The sequence below is a fragment of the Actinoplanes sp. NPDC026670 genome (assembly GCF_040638175.1).
Lineage (GTDB): Bacteria > Actinomycetota > Actinomycetes > Mycobacteriales > Micromonosporaceae > Actinoplanes.
Genome location: NZ_JBEZXU010000028.1, coordinates 98,432 through 113,791, shown reverse-complemented (window position 1 = coordinate 113,791; position 15,360 = coordinate 98,432). Strand labels below are relative to the sequence as shown.

Sequence of the window (15,360 nt, the reverse complement as noted above, 5' to 3'; positions counted from 1 at the left end):
CACCCGTTGACTCGGCAGTTTAGGAACGGCCGGCCGGTGCGCACTGGTCCCCATTAGAGGGGACGGTCGCACCGGCGCCGGAGTGCCTACTTTTCATTAGGACCCAACTGCTGGTGCCGATCCACGCCGTCGTTCCCGCGTGCGGCGACGTCCGAACGACATGCAGAGGACTTGACGAATGCCCGACATGGCAAACCTGACCGCGATGGAAGTCGATGCGCTCACCGACGTCGGCGGCGGCCTGAACCTCACCGACGGCCACGCCCGGTTGCTGCTCTCGCCGCAGCAGAGGGCGGTCGTCGACCGGATTCCCGACATGTTCGCCGAGGCGTCCCGGCGCCCGTACCCCGAGATCGAACGGGAGGCGCACACCGCGTTCCTGCACTCGATCGGGCAGCTCAGCGCGCCGGTCGGCACCGGGCGCATCCTGAGCTGCTACTCGTCGACGCTGGCCACCGACATCGTGGCCCGTGCCCTGCCGGCCGGCGCCCGGATCGCGGTGCTGCACCCCACGTTCGACAACATCGCCGACCTGTTCACCACCCGTGGCCTCACGCTGCAGCCGCTGTCCGAGGCCGAACTACTCGATCAGCAGTGGCCCGGCCCGCCGGTCCGCGCGATCATGCTGACCCACCCGAACAATCCGACCGGGCTGGTCACCCCCGAGGGGCACCTGCGCTCGCTCGCCGAACACGCCGCCCGCAACGGTCAGATCGTGATCGTGGACGCGAGCTTCCGCGGCCAGGTACGCGACGCCCAGTACGACACCTACGCGGTCCTGGACGCCGCCGGCGCCGACTGGATCGTCCTGGAGGACACCGGCAAGCTGTGGCCGACGCACGAGCTGAAGATCGGCATGCTCGCTTACAGTGAACGCAACGAGCTGCCCATCGAGCGGGCGTTCTCCGAGTCGCTGCTGTCCGCGTCGCCGGTGGTGCTGCTGATGGTGACCGCGCTGGCCGCGGACTGGGTCAACGGCGGATACGAGCGGGCCCGGGATCTGGTGTCGCGCAACCGCGCGGTGGTCCGCGACGTGCTCGGCGAGGTGGGACTCACCCTGGCCGATCCCGACTCGCAGATCAGCGTGGCCCGCATCGCGCTGCCCGCGAGCGGCCCCGACTCGGCTCTGCTCTACAAGGACCTGGTCACGCGCGGCGTCCACGTGCTGCCGTGCGGCCCGTTCCATTGGGCCGACCACGCCGCTGGGCTGCGCTTCATCCGGGTGTCGCTGGCCCGCCCGGCGGCCTCGGTCGACAAGGCCGCTCACACGCTGGCGCAGTCGTACCGGGAACTGTCCGCGCTCCCCGCGCTCTGACATGCACGCCGGCTCGGCTCGGTGGCTGAAACGGTTCGGCCGCACCGCGCCGTCCCGGATCCAGCTGTTCTGCCTGCACCACGCCGGCGGAGCCGCGGCGCTGTACCGGTCCTGGCCGCGGCTGCTGCCGGACACCGTCGCGCCGGTGGCGGTCCAGCTGCCCGGCCGCGCGGACCGGTTCGGTGAGTCCGCGTACGAGCGCATGGAGCCACTGGTCGGCGATCTGGTCGAGGTTCTCCGGCCGATGCTGGCGCAGCCGTTCGCGCTGTACGGCACCAGCATGGGCGCCCGGGTCGCGTGGGCGCTCTGTCACGCCCTGCGGGCGCAGGCGCTGTCGATGCCCCGGATCCTCTACGTGGCCAGCAATCCCGCCCCGCGCTCGGGGCGTGGCAGCTGGCATCCTGGCAAGACCGATGCCCAGCTCGTGCGGTTCCTGCACGAGCTGGGCAGTACGCCGTCCGAGGCCTTCGAGGATCCGGAGCTGCTCGGGCTCATGCTGCCCACGCTGCGCGCGGATCTGACGCTGCTCGACGAGTACGACGCCCGGCCGGCGGTCCGGCTCGACGTGCCGATCCGGGCGTTCGCGTCGCCCGCCGACACGGTGTCCACCGTCGAGCGTATGCGGGGCTGGCGGGACGAGACCTCAGCCGGGTTCACCCTGGACCTGGTGTCCGGTGGGCATCTGTTCGACTCGGTGGGTGTGCGCCAGGTGATCCGTACCATCACCGAGGATCTCACCGGCTGACCGGCCGCACCGCGCAGTGTGAAGCCCTGAGGCGATTCGCCTCAGGGCTTCACCGTGCTGTCCCCCGCCGCTCAGCCTTCGTCGGGCTTGCTGCCGCTGATCCGGTTGATCAGCGCGTCGAGCTGCGACCGGTCCACGCCGCCGGCGAGTGGGAAGTCCTGCCCGGACGGCACCGGCGCCGCAGCCGGTTCGGCTGCCGCCGGTTGCGGCCCGGCCTGGGTGGCCGGCTCCGCGGCGGCCGCCGCGACCGACGCGATCTCGGCGAGTTGCGCCACGGTCGGCTGCTCGAACAGGTCCAGCGGCGACAACGCGACCCCGGCGTCCTGGGCGCGGGCGACGACCTGGATCGCGAGGATCGAGTCGCCACCCAGCTCGAAGAAGTTGTCGTTACGCCCGACCACGGTCACCCCGAGGACACCCGCGACGATGTCGGCCAGCAGCTGTTCCAGGGGTGTCTCCGGCAGCACCAGCTCCTCGACCATCTCCGGGCGCTCGTCGCCGGGCGGCGGCAGCCGGTCGTGGTCGACCTTCCCGTTGGTGGTCACCGGGATCTTCTCGAGCTGGACGAACATCGACGGCACCAGGTACGGCGGCAGTTCGCGGCCCAGGAAGCGGCGCAGATCCGCGATGCTCAGCCGGATCCGGCCCTGCGCGACCACGTAGCCGACCAGCCGCCGGTCGTCCGCCGCACGCTCGTGGACGGTCACCACCGCCTGGGCGACCTGCGGATGCCGGCACATCGCCGATTCGATCTCGGTCGGCTCGACTCGCAGTCCACGGATCTTGATCTGGGTGTCCACCCGGGACCGGAACTCGAGGTTGCCGTCCGCGCGCTGCCGGACCAGGTCACCACTGCGATACAGGCGGCCGCCCGGGTGCGCCGGGTCCGGGTCGGCGATGAACCGTGCCGAGGTCAGCCCCGGCCGGCCCAGGTAGCCCCGGCCCACGCTCGTACCGCCGATGTACAGCTCACCGACCGCACCGACCGGCACCGGCCGCAGGTCGGCGTCCAGGATCCGCAGGTCGGCGAAGGGCAGCGCGGTGCCGATCGGCAGGTACTGCAGGTCCGCCTCGGACGCCTTGGCCGGCAGGCGGAAGAACGTCGAACTCACCGTGGTCTCGGTGATGCCGTACACGTGCATCAGCGGCACCCCGAGCCGCTGCCACATCGCCAGCCGCTCGGGCAGCACCCGCTCGGAGCCGACGATCACCAGCCGCAGTGAGCCGGGCAGTTCGGCGCCGGTGCCGTTGAGCTCGCGAACCCACTCGTGCCAGAACGCCGCGGGCAGCTCCATCACGCTGACCCGGCCGCGCTCCACCACGCTCGCCAGGTCGATACCCGGCCCGGTCTGGTCGGCGGGCGGGATGACGACCGCCCCACCGGCCAGCCAGATCGGGAAGAGTTCCTCGATGAGGACGTCGAACCCGGGCGACGCGAACTGCAGGAACCGGTCACCGGCGCCGAGCTGGAGCCGGGCGACGGTGTCGCGGGCGAACGCCACGAGCGACCGGTGCTCGATGACCGCACCCTTGGGCCGCCCGGTCGACCCGGAGGTGTAGACCACGTACGCGGCCGACCCGGGCGCGGGCACCGGTCCGGCGGTCCCGACGGCGAGAGCGCTGTCGGGCAGTTCCTCGATCAGTACGGCCTGCGCCGCCGATCCGGCCGCCAGTGCCGCGTGCTCGGCGGTGGTCACCACTACCGGGGCGCCGGCGTCGGTGAGCATGTAGGCGATCCGGTCGGCCGGCAGTTGCACGTCGATGGTGAGGAACGCGCCGCCCGCCTTGAGCACGCCCAGCACCGCCGCCGTCAGCCGGGGCGTGCGGTCGAGCAGGACGCCCACCACCGTCTCCGGGCCGACGCCGAGCCCGCGCAGGTGCCGCGCCAGGCGCTCGGCCTGCTGGTCGAGTTCGGCGTAGGTGACCTGCTCACGGTCACAGACGACGGCGGTCGCGTCCGGGGCCAGGGCGACCTGGGTGTCGAACAGCTCCAGAAAGCCCGGCCCGTGGTCCGCTGTCACCGGCGGGGCCTGCGCCGGCTCCTCGACCTGGAGCAGGTCGGCGTCACCGACGCGCAGGTCCGGCCGGGTGACCAGCTGGGCGAGGACCCGTTCCACCTGGCCGGCCAGCCCGACGATCGTCTCGTGGTCGAACAGTTCGGTGGAGTAGTGCCACTGGAGGTAGATCTTCCCGCCGGTGGCCTGTACCGCCAGGATCAGGTCGATCGGGATCGGTCCCGGGTCCATCACCTCCGGGCTGACCCGTACACCGGGCGCCTCCCAGACGTCGCCGATCACCCGCAGCACCGAGCCGGGCGCACTCAGCACGTTGATCATCATCTGGATGATCGGGGTCTGTGCGGCCTCCTTCGGCGCCAGTTCCTCGATCAGCCTGTCGAACGGCAGGTTCTGGTGGTCGAACGCGGACGCGACGACCTGCCGGGACCGGCGCAGCACATCGAGCAGGGTGTCGTCGCGGGTCACCCCGATCCGCAGCGGCAACGCGTTGGCGAAACAGCCGATGATCTCCTCGGTCTCGGACCGGACCCGGCCGGTGATGGCCGCACCGAAGACCAGGTCGTCCTGCTGGGTGTACCGGTGCAGCACGATCGAGCAGGCGGCCAGCAGCACCATCGAGATCGACGCGCCCTCGGTCTCGGCCAGCCGTTCCAGGGCCGTGGTGGTGTCCGGATCGAGAGCGGCGGTGTGGTGATGTCCGGCGAACGTCCGGCGGGCCGGGTACGGCCGGTCGTTGGGCAGCGCCAGGCGCGGCGGAATACCCTCGAGCGCCTTCTTCCAGTACTCGAGCTCGCCGGCCATCGTCTCTTCGTCGAGGTGTTCGCGCTGCCAGACCGCGAAGTCGCCGTACTGTGCCACCGGCGCCGGCAGGTTCGGTTCGAGGCCGGCCCGCAGCGCCGGGTACAGCAGCGCCACCTCCTTGAACACGATCGCCATCGACCATCCGTCGGAGGAGCTGTGATGGGTGCTGATCAGCGCCACGTAGACGTTCTCGGCGAGTTTCACCGCGGTGCACCGCATCCGCTGCGGATCGTCCGGCGCGAACGGGCTGGCCACCTCGACGTCGTACAGCCGGCGCACCTCCAGGCGCTGCGCCTCCGGGTCCAGGTGGGTGATGTCGACGACCGGGATCTTGATCGGGGTCACCGGATGCACCACCGCGTACGGCGTCCGGTCGATCACCTCGACCGTGGTGCGCAGCGCCTCGTGCCGCGCCATGATCTCGGTGAGGATCCGGCCGAGCAGGTCCAGGTCGGCGTCCTGCGCGGTGTCGCCCTCGATCCGCAGCGCGCCACTGATGTTGTTGGAGGGGCGGAACCGTTCCAGTGCCCATTCACGTTGCTGCGCGTACGACAGCGGGGTCGGTTTGTCGCGGTCCCGGGGCTGGATGGTGTCGGCCGCGCCCGGCCCGGCCGCGGCCGCCAGCGCCGCCACCCGCGATTCCAGCAGCGCCCGCTGTTGCGGTGAGAGAGCCGCGATCCGGCTCTGCACGTTGGTCATTGTCGGCTCCCGCTCGTTTCTCTGGGGTAGTCGGCCCGGGCAGTCGCGCGTCGCAGTTCGTCGGCGACTGCCCGGATTACCTGCTGGGTGCCGGGCGGGTCGAAGAAGTGCCCGCCGCTGATCACGTCCAGCGTGAAACCGCCGGTGGTCTCGGCCTGCCACTTGCGCATCCGGTCCGGCGAGCCCTCGGCGTCGTCGATGCCGGCGAACGCGTGAATCGGTGTCGGCAGCGGCGGCGCCAGCCGCTCGTGGTAGGAGTCGACCAGGGTCAGGTCGGCGCGGACCGCGGGCAGCAGGGCCGCGAGCAGCGCCGGTTCCGCGAAGATCTCGGGCGGCGTGCCGCCCATGTGACGCAGATAGGCGAGCACGTCGTCGTCGGACCACACGGCCCGGCCCTCCGGGTGCCCCGGCGCGGCGACGTTGGCCAGGAACAGCCGGACCGGCGGCGGCAGCCCTTCATCGCGCAGCCGGTGGGTGAGCGCCCAGGCCACCCGCGCGCCCATGCTGAGGCCGTAGAACGCGTACGGCTCTCCGAGCAGCGGCCGGAGCACCTCGACGAGCTGGTCGAGAAGCACCGGCATCCGGTCGACGGGCTGCTCCCGGAAGCGGTCGGCGCGGCCCGGCAGTTGCACCGCGACCGGTTCGACGCCGGCCGGCATCGACCGCGGCCAGTCCCGGTAGGCCGCGGCGGTGCCGCCGGCGTGATGGAAGCAGAACAGCCGGATGTCCGCGGGCGCCCGCCGGCCCGGTGACTTGAGCCAGCGTGTCCCGGACATCAGCGGGTGCTGAGCGGGCGCAGGTCGGTCCAGTGTTGCTCGACGTAGTCCAGGCAGGTCTGCCGGTCGTCCTCGGAGTGCACGATCCGCCAGCCGGCCGGGACCGCGAGGTGGCTGGGCCACAGTGAATGCTGCTCCTCATCGTTGGCGAGGACGAGGAACCGTCCGTCCGGGTCGTCGAAAGGGTTCATGACGCAGACTCCTTCTTCAGGTTGTGCACCCCGGTGTCCCGGCGGATCCGTTCGGGTGGGTAGACGTGACGTAGCAGCGGGCCGGTCATGGCGGTCGTGACCAGTGCCATGACGACCATCAGCGAATACAGGGACTGGTCGAGCACGCCGAGCTGCAGCCCGACGGTCAGGGCGATCAGTTCGGTGAGCCCTCGGGTGTTGAGCAGGATCGCCAGCACAGTGGCGTGGCGCGGCTGGACGCCGGTGGCCCGGGCGCCGAGGAACGCCCCGCCGAACTTGCCGCCGATCGCCACGAGCAGGATCAGCGCGAGTTCGCCGAGTGCGGTGGCGTCGGTACGCGACAGGTCGACCTTCATGCCGGCGACCGCGAAGAAGACCGGCAGCAGCAGCCACGCCGAGGCCCGGTCGATCCAGGGCACCGCGATCCGGCGCAGCGCCGCGGCGCCCTGACGTGGCATGGCGACGCCGAACAGGAACGCGCCGAAGATCTGGTGCAGGCCCATCCACTCGGTGGCCTGCGCCGAGAGGAAGAGCCCGGCGGCCACCGCGAGACCGACGCCGATCACTGCCGGGATGCTGTCGCCGGGGTGTCTCGCGGCGAGGCGGGCGAGCCAGGGTCGCAGGAACCGCAGCAGCAGGATCACGAACGGCACCACGAGCAGTACCCGCCACAGGTCGCCGCCGTCGCCGGCCACCGCGGCGACCACCGCCAGCATCGACCAGGCGATGACGTCGTCGACAGCCGCGCACGCCAGGGCGACCCCACCGATGGGTGTGTCGATCAGGCCCTTGTCGGTGAGGATCCGGGCCAGCACCGGGAACGCGGTGACCGCCATGGCCGAGCCGAGGAACAGCACGAAGGCGAGCCGGTCGTCGGTGGGGTGCCGCGACAGCAGATGCCAGGCCAGCAGCGCGCCGAGGCCGAACGGCAGGATCACCGAACTCGCCGACACCGTGGCGGCTATCCGGCTGTGGCCTCGGAGCAGGGCGTCGTCGAGGTGCATGCCGATCAGGAACATGAAGGCGGTGACGCCGACGCCGGCGATCAGGGTGAGTGCCGGTCGTACCTCGGCGGGAAACAGTGTCCGGGTCAGGTCGCCGCCGAACAGGGTGGGGCCGAGCAGGACGCCACTGAGGATCTCGCCGATCACCCGGGGCTGGCCGAGTTTCTGGGCCAGGGTCCCGAGCAGCCGGGCCACCACGACGATCATGGCCAGATCCAGCAGCAGGAACGCCACCTCGTCCACCTTCACCGGGTATTTCCTCTCCACCCCATGTGCGAGCACCAGGGCGGCATCGCCCGTTGCCGGAAACGCTAGGTGTGCACACGTTCACGGGTGCAGTCACCGGAACCAGCGACGGGGGCCCTGGCTGCGGGTGCCGTTAACTGGGGCGGCACCCGGACTGAGAAGGGAACGGCATGACATTCACGCCGACCAGTGACCGTGTGCCGCTCGTGGGCGACAAGCCGGATCCGGCGCCGGTGGTACCCGGGCTGGTGTGTTCTCAGGCGGCGTCCACCCCGGAGGCGGTCGCCGCCGAATCCGGGGGCGACCGGCTCACCTACTCCGAACTGCTCGTGCGGGCCGCTGGCCTGGCACGGTGTCTGCGCCAGGCCGGTGTCCGCCCGGGCGAACTGGTTGCGGTGGCCGTACCCCGTGGCCTTGATCTGTTGCCGGCGCTGCTCGGCGTGCATCTGGCGGGTGCGGCGTTCATCCCGCTCGACCCGCGGCATCCGGTGCAGCGCCTGGACCACATTCTCGGTGATGCCGGTGCCCGGGTGCTGGTGACCGCGGACGCCACCGGCTGCGCCGAACTGCGTGCGGAGCAACGCGTCCACCTCGACGAGGTGCCGGCCGGGTTCGACGGCGCGCAGTGGGCCATGCCGGGCCGGTCGGATCCGGCGTATGCCATCTACACCTCCGGCTCGACCGGACGGCCGAAGGGTGTGCTGGTGACGCACGGCGCGTTCGCCGACGTCGCCGCCTGGATGCGGGCCGAGACGGCGCTCGGCCGGGCCACGATCGTGCCCACGGCGACCACGGTCTCCTTCGACATCGCCCTGGTGGAGCTGTTCGTCCCGCTGACGACCGGCGCGCGGCTGCTGGTCGCCGGCGATGCCGAGGCAGCCGACCCGGCCCGTCTGCGGTCGCTGCTGGAACGCGGTGGCGCGCAGGTGATGCAGGCGACGCCGACGACCTGGCGGTTGTTGCTGCAGGCCGGTTGGGTGCCGCCGCCGGGTTTCACGGTTCTCTGTGGTGGCGAACGGCTGCCTGCGGATCTGGCCGCCCGGCTGCTGCGGGACGACGTGGTCCTGCATGACCTGTACGGGCCGACCGAGGCGACGATCTGGGCTTCGACGACGCGTTACCGCACCGGGTCGCCGTCCCGGTTCAGCCTGGTGCCGCGGACCGCCCAGCATGTGCTCGACGACTACCTGGCCCCGGTGGCCGAGGGCGAGTTGTACCTGGAGGGCGCCGGGCTGGCGGTCGGCTATCTGCGCCGGGCAGCGCTGACCGCGCAGCGGTTCGTCGCCGCGCCGGGCGGTGGCCGGTGGTATCGCACCGGTGACCTCGCGCAGCGGCATCCGGACGGCCGGATCGAGATCCTCGGACGGACCGACGATCAGATCAAGATCCGGGGCTTCCGGGTCGAGCCGGCCGAGATCGAGGCGGCCCTGGCCGGGCATCCGGCGGTCGCCGAGGCGGCGGTCCGGGCGTTCCACGATGCCGAGGCCCCGCGCCTGGTCGGCTATCTGCGAGCCGCCGGCCCGGACGCGCCGCCGCAACCCGCCGAGTTGCGGGCGCTGCTCGGCCGGACCCTGCCGGCGTACATGATCCCGGTGCAGTTCGTGGTGCTGCCGGACTTCCCGCGGACGGCGAACGGCAAGCTCGACCGGGCGGCGCTGCCCGCCCCGCAGCCGGCGGGGGCCGAGGTCGACGGCGCCGCCGACCTCACGGCACGGGTGGCCGCGGTGCTCGCCGGGGTTCTCGGGCATGACCAGATCGAGGCTCACCAGGACTTCTTCGGTGCCGGCGGTGACTCCATGCTCGCTGTCCAGGCGGTCCACCGGGTCAATGCGGATCTGGGCGCGGCGCTGCCGATCAACGCGCTGTTCGAGGAGCGGACCGCGTACGGGCTCGCCGGGCTGCTGCGTGACGGCGACGAGCCGGAGCCGCCTGTCGTGGCGGCCGCGGCGGGCACGGGGCGGCTGTCGTCGACGCAGTGGCGGCTGTGGCGGCATCAGCAGGTGGCGCCGCACAGCACCGCCTACAACGCGCCGATCGCGGTACGGCTACCGGAACCGTTCGACGGTCCGGCGCTGGAGGCGGCGCTGACCGGGTTGTTCGCCCGGCACGAGACGCTGCGTACCCGGTACGTGCCTGATGCGTCCGGCCGGCCGGCACCGGTGGTGGCACCTGCCGCGGTGACGTTGCCGCCGGTCGAGGACGGTGACCCGGCGGCGATCCTGGCGGCGGAGCTGGCGCGCCCGTTCGACCTGGGCGCGGCAGCGCCGGTGCGGATCCGGCTCGCCGGCGGTCCCAGCGGCCACGTGCTGATGCTGGTCGTGCACGAGATCGCCGCCGACGAACACTCTCGGGCCCTGATCGCTGCGCAACTGTCGGCCGCCTGCGCGGGCCGGGCGGTCGCCGCTCCGCTGCTGCGTGCCGCCGACCACGCGCAGTGGCAACGCGATCTGATGGCCGGCCCGGCCGGCGCCCGGCACCTGGAGTTCTGGCGGCGGACCCTGGACGGTCTCGATCCGGCCCGGCTGCGTACCGACCGGCCGCGGACCGCCGACCGGGACTGGCGGGCCGGCACCGTGCGGTTCGCGATCACCGCGGACGTGATGGGCAGGCTGCGCGACGCGGTGACCGCCCATGGTGTCACCGTCTCGGCCAGCCTGCTCACTGCTTTCCTCGTGGTGCTGTCCCGGCACGCGGACGGCACCGATCTGACCACCGGTGTCCCGGTCGACGGGCGCAGCCGGCCGGAGTTGGCCGAGCTGGTCGGCCCGCTGACCGACACGGTGGTGGTGCGGGCCCGGATCGGTGACCGGCCGGATTTCGCGACGCTGCTCGGCCGGGTCGGTGCGGCGGTGCTCGCGGCGGTCGGCCGCGCCGCCGTGCCGTACGAGGACATCGTCATGGCGGGTCTGGAAGGTGCGGAGGCGACTCCGGACCCGGCCCGGCATCCGCTGTTCGACACGATGTTCACCGTGAACGGCGTCGCCAGCCCGGCCGGTGTTGCGCTGCCCGATTCGCCGGGGGTGCGGTTCGACCTGTGTTGCCGGCTCGTCCAGCGGGCGGACGGCGGGCTGGACGGCCGCCTCGAATATGCCACTCAACTGTTCGACGCGACGACGATCGCCGGGTTCGCCGAGGACTTCACTGCCCTTGTGGGGCGCGTTCCCTCTCATCTGGAGTGACAAAGATGCGTACCGAAAGCCCGCACGGGCCCTACGACCCCTTCTCGTACGAGGTGCAGGAGGATCCATACCCGTTCTATGCCTGGATGCGGGAGAACGCGCCGGTTTATCACAACGCGGAGCGCGGCTTCTACGCGGTGTCGCGCTATGAGGACGTGTCCACCGTGCTGCGCGATCCGAAGCGGTTCACCAACCGCAACGGCATCTCGCTGGAGCCGTCGCTGTGGGGCCCGCAGGCGTACAAGAACGTGTTCTTTCTCGCTCTCGACCCGCCGGACCATGCCGCGCTGCGGAGCCTGACCGCCAAGGATTTCACGCCCCGGCATGTCGGCAAACGCACCGAACGTATCCGCGAACTGACCCGGCGGCGGCTGGACCCGCTGCTGGAGGCCGGGGACACCTTCGACTTCGCCGCCGATTTCGCCGCTGCGGTGCCCAACGACGTGGTCTGCGAGATGCTCGGGATCCCCGAGGCGGACTGGGACACGATCCGGTTCGACACCGACCTGCTCACCAAACGGGAGAGCGACTCCGACGAGCGGTCGCCGGAGACCCTGGCGGCGGCGTTCCGGCTGGCGACCTACTACGTGCACCTGGTCGCCGACATCCGCAAGCATCCGAGCGACAACCTGGTGTCGATCCTCTGCCAGGCGAACGTCAAGGGTGTCAAGCTGTCCGACTCGGAGATCATCGCCTTCATCTTCCTGATCGTCAGTGGCGGCAACGAGTCCACCGGGAAGCTGATCGGCAGCTCCTGGTATCACGGGTGGGCCATGCCGCAGGTGCAGCGGACCGGGCTCGGCGGCAGGTACGGCGACTGGCTCAACGAGACGCTGCGCTACGACAACTCCAGTCAGATGACCTCGCGCACGGCCACTGAGGACGTCGTCCTGCACGACACGCTGATCCCGGCCGGGAGCCGGGTGGTGGTGCTGCACGCGTCGGCGAACCGGGATCACCGGGTGTTCGAGAACCCGGACACGTTCGACATCGACCGGGACACCCGCAAGATGCTCAGTTTCGGAGCCGGACCACACCACTGTCTCGGCGGCGCGCTGGCCAAGGTCGAGATGGAGATCGTGCTGGAGGAGGTCGCCAAGGAGGTCGAGTCGTACGAGATCGACATCGCGGCCACAGCGCGGGTCCATTCGGCGCATCAGCGTGGCTTTCAGCATCTGCCCACCACCGTGAAGCGCCGCGGCAAGTCCGGCTGAGACAGGAGTTCTTGATGACGCACTCTTCCCCGCCCCGGACCCCGGTCGAGGAGACCATCGCCGCGATCTGGGCCGACGTGCTCGGCCACACGGACATCGGCGTCTTCGACGACTTCTTCGAGCTCGGCGGACATTCGCTGCTGGCGCCCCGGGTGGTCGCCCGGATCCGTAAGACGCTGGGCGTGCAGATCCCGGTGATGGATTTCTTCGACGGCCCGACGGTGGCGCAACTGGCGGTCGTGGTGAACGCCCGCTCGTCGGCGCAGCCGCAGGTGATCGGCCGGCGGGCGCCGGATGCGGCCCCGGTGCTCTCGTTCGACCAGCAGCGGCTGTGGCTGGAGAACCAGTTGTTGCCCGGTGCCGCGTACAACGTGCACGGCCGGCGCAGGCTGGTCGGGGCCGTGGACGTCGGCGCGCTGCAGGCGAGCGTCCGGGCGATCCTGGCGCGCCACGAGTCGCTGCGTACCCGCTTCCCGACCGTCGACGGCCAGCCGCAGCAGATCGTCGACGACGCCGACCCGCAGTGGCGGCTGGACGTGCGGGACCTGCGTGATCACGACGGTGACCGGGAGGCGGCCGCACTGTCACTCGCGGACGAGCAGGCCACCACCCCGTTCGACCTGGCCGAGGGTCCGCTGTTCCGCTGTCAGTTGATCCGTCTCACCGGCACGGTGCACGTGCTCAGCGTCACGATGCATCACATCGTGTCGGACGCCTGGTCGATCGGGCTGTTCGTGCGGGAGCTGTCCGCGCTGTACCAGGCCGGCGGCGACGCGGAGCGGGCCGGGCTGGCGCCGTTGCCGATCCAGTTCCGCGACTACGCGGTGTGGCAGCGCCGATGGTTGTCCGGTGACCGGCTCGAGAAGCAGCTCGACCACTGGCGCACCCATCTGGCCGGGGCACCGCCGACCCTCGCGCTGCCGACCGGCCGGCGGTTGCTGACCACGCAGGGCGGTGCCGCCGACACGATCCCGTTCGAGCTCACCGTCGACGAGACCACCGCGCTGCGCGGCCTGTGCCGCAAGCATGGTGTGACGCCGTTCATGACGCTGCTGGCCGGTCTGTCCACCGTGTTGAGCCGGTGGTCCGGGCAGTCCGACGTGGTGATCGGTGTGCCGCTGGCGAGCCGGGGCAACCCCGGTACCGACGCGATGATCGGGTTCCTGGTCAACACGCTGCCGATGCGGGTCCGGCTGGCTGACGCCGCGACGTTCGCCGATCTGCTGACCCAGGTGCGCCAGACCGCGCTGGACGGGTACGCCCACGCCGACGCGCCCCTGGACACGCTGGTCCGGGAGGCGCAGGCGACCCGGGATCCCCGCCGCACTCCCCTGTTCCAGGCGGTGCTCAACGTGATGGGCGCGCCCGAGGTCGAGCAGGTCACCGGCATCGAGATCCAGGCGATGGACGACACCCCGGCGGTGCCCAGCAAGTTCGACCTGGCACTGATCGCCAAGGAGGTGCACGGCGCGCTGCAGCTGCAGTTGTACTTCAACGGTGGCCGGTTCCCGGCGTCGGTGATGCGCCTGCTCGCCGGACAGCTCGCCGTCTTCCTGCGCGGCGTGCTCGACGATCCGGCCCGCGGGCTGCTGGACTACCCGCTCGAACCCGTCCGGCAGCCGCAGCCGGCGGTCACACCCCCGGCGGTGAGCCTGGACCTCGCCCGCCACGGCGGCCGGATCGCGGTGATCGACGACGCCGGCGGCTGGAGTTACCGGTGGCTCGACGAGGCGGCCGGGCGGGTCGCCGCCGAACTCGGTGCGCGGGGTGTGGGTTCCGGCGACCATCTCGCCGTCGTTCGGCGCCCGGTTGCCGCGTTCGCCGCCGTGCTGCTGGGCTGCCGGCGGGTGGGCGCGACGTTCGCGGTGGTCGAGCCGGAGAGTGTGGTGCCGGCGGCGTACCTCGGTGCGAAGCTGTTGCTCGACGTCGGGTCCGGTGCCGCGGACGCGGTGGACCTGAGCGAGGTCCTGCCCGCGGGCAGCCCCACCGCGGTGGGCGGGGACGGCGACCGGTACGCGGTACTGTCCGGCGCTCCGGGTCACCGGACTGCGGCACTGGTCGAGGCACTCACCGCGGGTGCCGCGCTGGTGCTGTCGGAGGTCCCGCTGAACGGTGATGTGGCCGGCTGGCTACGCGAGCACGGGATCACCGCCGCCTACCTGAGCCCGCCGGTGCTGCGCGCTGCCGCGTCGGCGGCCGAGCCCGGCGTTCCCGGCTTGCGTGACGTGTTCGTGGAGAACACTGGCGAGTTGCTCGCCCACGACGTCACGGCTGCGGTCCGGCTGGCGCCGCAGGGCCGGTTCGTGTCGCTCTACCGGATCGGTGCCGACGGTGTCCCGCTGGCCCGCTACGAGGTGCCGGCCGGCTGGCGGCCCGACGAGGCGCCGCTGCGGGTGCCGCTCGGCGTCGAACTACCGGGTGTCCCGGCGTCGCTGCGGCATGCGGGCGGGCAGCCGGCGGCGGTCAACGAGGTGGCTGGGCTGCATTTCGGCACGCACGACACCGGCGATCTGGCCCGCCGGTCACCGGACGGGACGCTTGCGTTCGTCCGCCGGGTGGATGCGAGCCCGCTGATCGACCTGGCCGAGACCGTCGGCGCCTTGCGAGACCTGCCCGGCGTCCACGATGCCGTGGTCGTCGAGGAGCTCGGGCCGGACGGGGAGACGGTTCTCGCCGGTTACCTGACCGGGCCCGAGCCCGGCGGTCCGACCGTCGGCTTGCGCCAGCAGCTGCTGCTGCGGCTGCCCGGCTTTCTGATCCCGGCGCGGCTCGTGGTTCTCGGCCGGTTGCCGCTCACCGCCGACGGCGCCTACGACCTCGACGCTCTCGGCGATCAGGACGCGACCACCGGGCATGGCGACTACGTCGCGCCGCGCACACCGATGGAACGGCAGCTCATCGAGATCCTCCAGGAGCTGCTCGGGCTCGAGCGCATCGGCATCCACGACAGCTTCTTCGAGCTCGGCGGCTTCTCGCTGCTGGCGACCCAGCTCACCACCCGCATCCGGGAGCAGTTCGGGGTGGAGCCGTCGCTGCGTGACGTGTTCGAGTCACCGACCGTGGACGAGCTGGCCCAGCTGATCGTGCGGACCCAGTTCACGCTGACCGGCGCCGACGGCCTGGAGGCGCTGCTCGACGAGATCGTCTCCGCCGAGCCAGGGCGCGGGTGACA

Annotated in this window: 9 protein-coding genes; 5 read left to right on the top strand and 4 right to left on the bottom strand. The window is 71.5% G+C overall.

The window, feature by feature from the left end; genetic code table 11:
* Window positions 1-178: 178 nt before the first annotated feature.
* A complete protein-coding gene (locus tag AB0E94_RS26510; RefSeq protein ID WP_360330896.1) occupies window positions 179-1,315 on the top strand; it encodes an aminotransferase class I/II-fold pyridoxal phosphate-dependent enzyme in 1,137 nt (378 codons plus the stop codon).
* A gap of 1 nt (window position 1,316) precedes the next feature.
* Window positions 1,317-2,060, top strand: a complete 744-nt coding sequence (locus AB0E94_RS26505; protein WP_360330893.1) for a thioesterase domain-containing protein — start codon at window positions 1,317-1,319, stop codon at window positions 2,058-2,060.
* 71 nt (window positions 2,061-2,131) lie between these two features.
* On the opposite strand, the gene AB0E94_RS26500 is transcribed toward AB0E94_RS26505, so the two are convergent.
* The 4 genes from AB0E94_RS26500 to AB0E94_RS26485 are packed head-to-tail and all read right to left on the bottom strand — an operon-like array spanning window position 2,132 to window position 7,798.
* Window positions 2,132-5,578, bottom strand: a complete 3,447-nt coding sequence (locus tag AB0E94_RS26500; protein ID WP_360330890.1) for an amino acid adenylation domain-containing protein — start codon at window positions 5,576-5,578, stop codon at window positions 2,132-2,134.
* Window positions 5,575-6,354, bottom strand: a complete 780-nt coding sequence (locus AB0E94_RS26495) for a thioesterase domain-containing protein (RefSeq protein ID WP_360330888.1) — start codon at window positions 6,352-6,354, stop codon at window positions 5,575-5,577. Before AB0E94_RS26495 ends, AB0E94_RS26500 begins: the two co-directional genes overlap by 4 nt.
* Entirely contained in the window at window positions 6,354-6,545 is a 192-nt protein-coding gene (locus AB0E94_RS26490) for an MbtH family protein (protein ID WP_360330885.1), read from the bottom strand. The genes AB0E94_RS26495 and AB0E94_RS26490 overlap by 1 nt, the downstream gene beginning before the upstream one ends.
* Window positions 6,542-7,798: a cation:proton antiporter gene (locus tag AB0E94_RS26485; protein WP_360330883.1), complete on the bottom strand. Its 1,257-nt coding sequence runs from the start codon at window positions 7,796-7,798 to the stop codon at window positions 6,542-6,544. The genes AB0E94_RS26490 and AB0E94_RS26485 overlap by 4 nt, the downstream gene beginning before the upstream one ends.
* Before the next feature lie 167 nt (window positions 7,799-7,965).
* On the opposite strand from AB0E94_RS26485, the gene AB0E94_RS26480 reads away from it, so the two are divergent.
* From AB0E94_RS26480 to AB0E94_RS26470, 3 genes are read left to right on the top strand one after another with little or no spacing between them, the layout of a single operon-like run.
* Entirely contained in the window at window positions 7,966-10,974 is a 3,009-nt protein-coding gene (locus AB0E94_RS26480; protein ID WP_360330880.1) for an amino acid adenylation domain-containing protein, read from the top strand.
* Window positions 10,975-10,979: 5 nt separating this feature from the next.
* Window positions 10,980-12,188 carry a cytochrome P450 gene (locus AB0E94_RS26475; RefSeq protein WP_360330878.1) on the top strand — a complete coding sequence of 403 codons (1,209 nt, stop codon included), beginning with the start codon at window positions 10,980-10,982 and terminating at the stop codon, window positions 12,186-12,188.
* Between the two features lie 14 nt (window positions 12,189-12,202).
* Window positions 12,203-15,358, top strand: a complete 3,156-nt coding sequence (locus AB0E94_RS26470) for a condensation domain-containing protein (RefSeq protein ID WP_360330875.1) — start codon at window positions 12,203-12,205, stop codon at window positions 15,356-15,358.
* Window positions 15,359-15,360 lie beyond the last annotated feature (2 nt).

Bases quoted from the DNA above. Each gene is read 5' to 3' on its own strand.
- AB0E94_RS26475 (WP_360330878.1), top strand. From the start codon at position 10,980: ATGCGTACCGAAAGCCCGCACGGGCCCTACGACCCCTTCTCGTACGAG.
- AB0E94_RS26470 (WP_360330875.1), top strand. From the start codon at position 12,203: ATGACGCACTCTTCCCCGCCCCGGACCCCGGTCGAGGAGACCATCGCC.
- AB0E94_RS26490 (WP_360330885.1), bottom strand. From the start codon at position 6,545: ATGAACCCTTTCGACGACCCGGACGGACGGTTCCTCGTCCTCGCCAAC.
- AB0E94_RS26510 (WP_360330896.1), top strand. From the start codon at position 179: ATGCCCGACATGGCAAACCTGACCGCGATGGAAGTCGATGCGCTCACC.
- AB0E94_RS26480 (WP_360330880.1), top strand. From the start codon at position 7,966: ATGACATTCACGCCGACCAGTGACCGTGTGCCGCTCGTGGGCGACAAG.
- AB0E94_RS26500 (WP_360330890.1), bottom strand. From the start codon at position 5,578: ATGACCAACGTGCAGAGCCGGATCGCGGCTCTCTCACCGCAACAGCGG.
- AB0E94_RS26495 (WP_360330888.1), bottom strand. From the start codon at position 6,354: ATGTCCGGGACACGCTGGCTCAAGTCACCGGGCCGGCGGGCGCCCGCG.
- AB0E94_RS26505 (WP_360330893.1), top strand. From the start codon at position 1,317: ATGCACGCCGGCTCGGCTCGGTGGCTGAAACGGTTCGGCCGCACCGCG.